Origin of the sequence: Blastococcus sp. CCUG 61487 (assembly GCF_005222955.1) — a bacterium.
Lineage (GTDB): Bacteria > Actinomycetota > Actinomycetes > Mycobacteriales > Geodermatophilaceae > Blastococcus.
The window spans coordinates 1-3,641 of record NZ_LWUA01000260.1; the positions used below are offsets into that span (position 1 = coordinate 1).

The window sequence follows — 3,641 nt, forward strand, 5'->3', positions numbered from 1 at the left end:
CAGCAGCGCGCCGAGCTGGCCGCCCTGCTCGACCGCACCGCCGGCGGCGGCCTGGTCGACCGGCCCCGCATCGCCGTCGTCGACGAGCTCACCGGCGCCCTGCTCGCCCTCACCGACGCCCGCGAACTCCGCCGCCGAGCCCACTGCGGCCGACCCGCCTGCACCCGCAGACCCGAACAGTGCGACCACGACCTCACCGGCCGCCCCGGCCTCGGCCCCCCACCGGCCACCGACGGCTACCGGCCCGCCACCGCCCTGGACCGCTACCTCCGCGCCCGCGACTCCCGCTGCCGCTTCCCCGGCTGCCGCCGCCCCGTGTCCCGCGGCGAACTCGACCACCACACCCCCTGGCCACACGGCCCCACCAGCGCCACCAACCTCACCGGCTACTGCACCAGCGACCACCGCGGCAAGCACCAAGCCCCGGGCTGGACATACGACCTCACCGACGACGGCACCCTCACCGTCACCACCCCCACCGGCCTGACCGCCACCACCACACCCCCGCCCTTCTGACGGTCGCCCGTGCAGTCACCGCAGGTCGGCGAGGCGGGCGGCGAAGCCGGCGACCGGGTGGCGCTCGCGCAGCATGCCGAGGAGCAGCAGCGCGGTGCCGACGACGAGCGCCGCGCCCACCGGCCAGGGCACCGCGCGGAGCGCCAGCCCCAGCGCCACCACGACCGCGGTGCCCGCTCCGATCGTGAGCGGCGCCCGCACCCCGGCCCGCGCGCCGGCCACCATGGCGACGGCGGCCAGCGCCAGCACGAGCACCGTCCGCAGTGCGTCGGGGGCGGTCACGGCCAGCACCGTCGAGGGCACCGCTGCCACCACCAGTCCGGGCCCCCAGGCCTGGCGCGAGGGTTCGCGCACCAGCCCCCGCCCGGCGGCCAGCAGCAGGCCCAGCGCTGCCGGCAGCGTGTACGCCTCGATCGCGTCCAGATCCGCGAGCGCCGCGGTCAGCCACGCCGTGACCACCAGCTGTGCCGCGCCGACCTGCCAGGCCGCAGAAGCCTCGGCCGTGCCGGCGCGACCGGTCCACCACCCCCAGGCCAGCGTGGCGGCGCCCTGCACCGCCAGGTGGACGGCGAGCTGGCCGTGCGCACCGGACGCGGCGAGCAGGACCACCGCCGCGGCGGCCGACGCGGCTCCCGCGACAGTGGTGGCCCGCCGCGAGTCCTCGTCGAGCCCGGCCGCGACCAGCAGCGAGCCGACGTAGAGCGCAGTCAGGAGGACGGCCACCTCGAGCGGTGACCCCCAGCCGTCCGGCAACCCCAGCAGGGCGGCACCGGCCAGGCAGCCGACCACGGTGGGGGCGGCCACGGGACGGTCGTCGCGCCGCCCGAGCGCCACCCAGGCGGTCGGGACCGCGGTGAGCAGCAGGAGCAGCGCCAGCTCCGACCAGTGCCGGCCGTAGAGGAGGCGCGTCACGGCCAACGCCGCGAGCAGGATCCCGCCGCTGAGCGCCGCAGGCAGGAGGAGTCCTCGCCGCCAGCCCGAGAGCCCACCGGCGGCCAGGGTCGCCACGAGCACGCCCGCGAAGCCTGCGACCGCGACGGCCACCGGCCCGCCCGCGAACCAGGCGCCCGCCGCCGCCGCGCCGGTCACCAGGCCGGCGACGAGGGGCACCAGCCGAGGCGGGCCGAGCAGCACGTCGAGCGGCGCGCGGAGCCGGGCCAGGAGGAGACCGCCCGCGGCGGCGGTCATGAGTCCCGCGGCGGCCCAGCGCTCGGCCAGGCCGGCGGTCCACGTCTCGGTGAGGCCACCCAGCACACCGGCGGCCCACCACGGGGCCGTCGTCGCCAGGGCCAGGCGGGCGACCCAGGGACGGCCGAACAGCGCCACCCCCAGGCCCACGAGCGAGACGGCGAGGAAGAGTTCGGTGTGCCAGGCGTCCGGGACGACGTCGACCGCGCGCAGCGCCGCGACCTGCACCGCGACCCACGCCGCCAGCGGCCAGGCCACCGGCAGGGGCGAGATCCGGTGCAGGACGACGAAGAACCCCGCGAGCACCAGCGCGGGCAGCGGTGCACCGGTCCCCGGCGAACCGGCGACGTCGGTGCTGACGAGCGCGAGACCGGCCGCGGCCACCGCGAACGTCTCGGCCGAGCTGCGTAGCTCGGCATGGGCCGCGCGGATCGACAGGACCGCGGCACCGACGGCGATCGCGAGGACCGCGGTTCGGACCAGGCCGCTCTCGGAGGCGGAGGTCACCGCGGCCCCGGCGCACACGAGCAGGACGGCGCCGACGACCAGCAGCACTTGGGGCGGCCGCGTGCGCCCGGGGATCACGCCCACCGTCGCCCCCTCCCGCTCGCCTGCCTCACCGTAAGACGGGAGGTGCCCGCGCGAACCCGGTCCAATCCGGGCTCAGTGCATCTGCGCCACCCAGGCCACCGCCTCGCGAGCCTGCTGCCGGCGCCGCTCGTAGGTGGCGCCCACGACGAGCAGCAGCAGCCCAGCGGCACCCAGCGTCAGCCAGCGGGGGAGGAGCGGCGCGTAGGGGCCGAGCCGGCCGACCGCGACGACGAGCAGGACGCCGGCGCCCACGACGAACGGCGCCTGCCGGTGCAGCACCGTGCCGGCCACCGTCACCAGCGCCGCAGCGAGGACCACCAGCGAGAGCCGGAGCGCGGTGGGTGCGGCGACCGCGACCAGCACCGACGGCACCAGCGCGACCGCGACGGCGGCACCCTCGGCGGCCCATGACCGGGCGCCGGACCGGAGGGCGGGGACCGCGATCAGCAGCAGCCCCGCGGCGGCCGGGAGCGTGTACGCCTCCGGCGTCTCCACGCCCGCGCCGCCCACGGCGATCCAGGTCGCGACGACGAGGTCGGCGACGGCGACGACCCCCACCCACCGGCGCGATGCCACGACGGCGTAGGCCCCGGCCGCGGCGCCGACGACGGCCAGCTGGATCGCCGTCTGCCCCCAGGCGCCCACCGCGCCGCTCGTGACCGCCGCGGCGAGCCCGGCCACGGGACCGCAGGCGGCCGCCGTCCACTCCTCCGGCCGTCCGTGCCGCGACGCCGCCACGGCGAACGCGGCCGCGCCCAGCAGCGCCAGGAGGAGGCCGGCGACGGGCCGGGTCAGGACGTCGTCGGCGAGGGCCAGGAGGACCGCCGCGGCCGGAGCCAGCAACGCCGCCGCCGTCGCCGCCGGTCGCAGCGCCGTCAGCCGCACCGCCGCCAGTACGGCGGGCGCGGTGGTGGCCAGGGCCACGAGGGCCAGTTCGCCGAACCTCTCCTGGTCGGCGAGCAGGCCGGCATGGGTCAGCGCGAGCACCGCACCACCGGCCACGAGCGTCGCGGTCGGCGCGGTGCGGTCGGCGAGGAGGACCGCGGCGGTCAGCGCGGCCAGCCCGAGCCCGGCCGCCACCCACGGGCCGCCGTCCCCGATGGTGTCCAGCGAGCCGGCGAGCGCAAGGCCCACGACGGCCCCGATCGCGCCGGCCACGGCGGCGACGGAAGGCCGTCCTCCCGACCGGGTCCGCAGCGCCAGGACGCCGGCGCCGGCCACGACGAGCAGCCCGGTCGCGGTCCACGACTCGCCCCCGCCCCCGCCCCAGGCCGTGCCCAGCCCGCCGAGGACCCCCGCGGCAGCGAACAGGCCGGCCAGCACCCCCGCCACCGGTCGCAGGACGG

3 protein-coding genes are annotated in these 3,641 nt (G+C 78.7%); 1 reads left to right on the forward strand and 2 read right to left on the reverse strand.

Annotated elements, in window-relative coordinates; genetic code table 11:
* Positions 1-516: HNH endonuclease signature motif containing protein (locus A6V29_RS16395; RefSeq protein WP_137161292.1), on the forward strand; the 516-nt coding region annotated here is incomplete at its 5' end.
* 15 nt (positions 517-531) lie between these two features.
* Here A6V29_RS16395 and A6V29_RS16400 read toward each other — a convergent pair.
* Together A6V29_RS16400 and A6V29_RS16405 are read right to left on the reverse strand one after the other, a co-directional pair.
* Complete coding sequence (locus A6V29_RS16400) at positions 532-2,295, reverse strand: SCO7613 C-terminal domain-containing membrane protein (protein ID WP_137161293.1); 1,764 nt, start codon at positions 2,293-2,295, stop codon at positions 532-534.
* A 72-nt stretch (positions 2,296-2,367) separates the two neighbouring features.
* A partial coding sequence (locus tag A6V29_RS16405) for an SCO7613 C-terminal domain-containing membrane protein (protein WP_502700107.1) occupies positions 2,368-3,641 on the reverse strand: 1,274 nt, incomplete at its 5' end.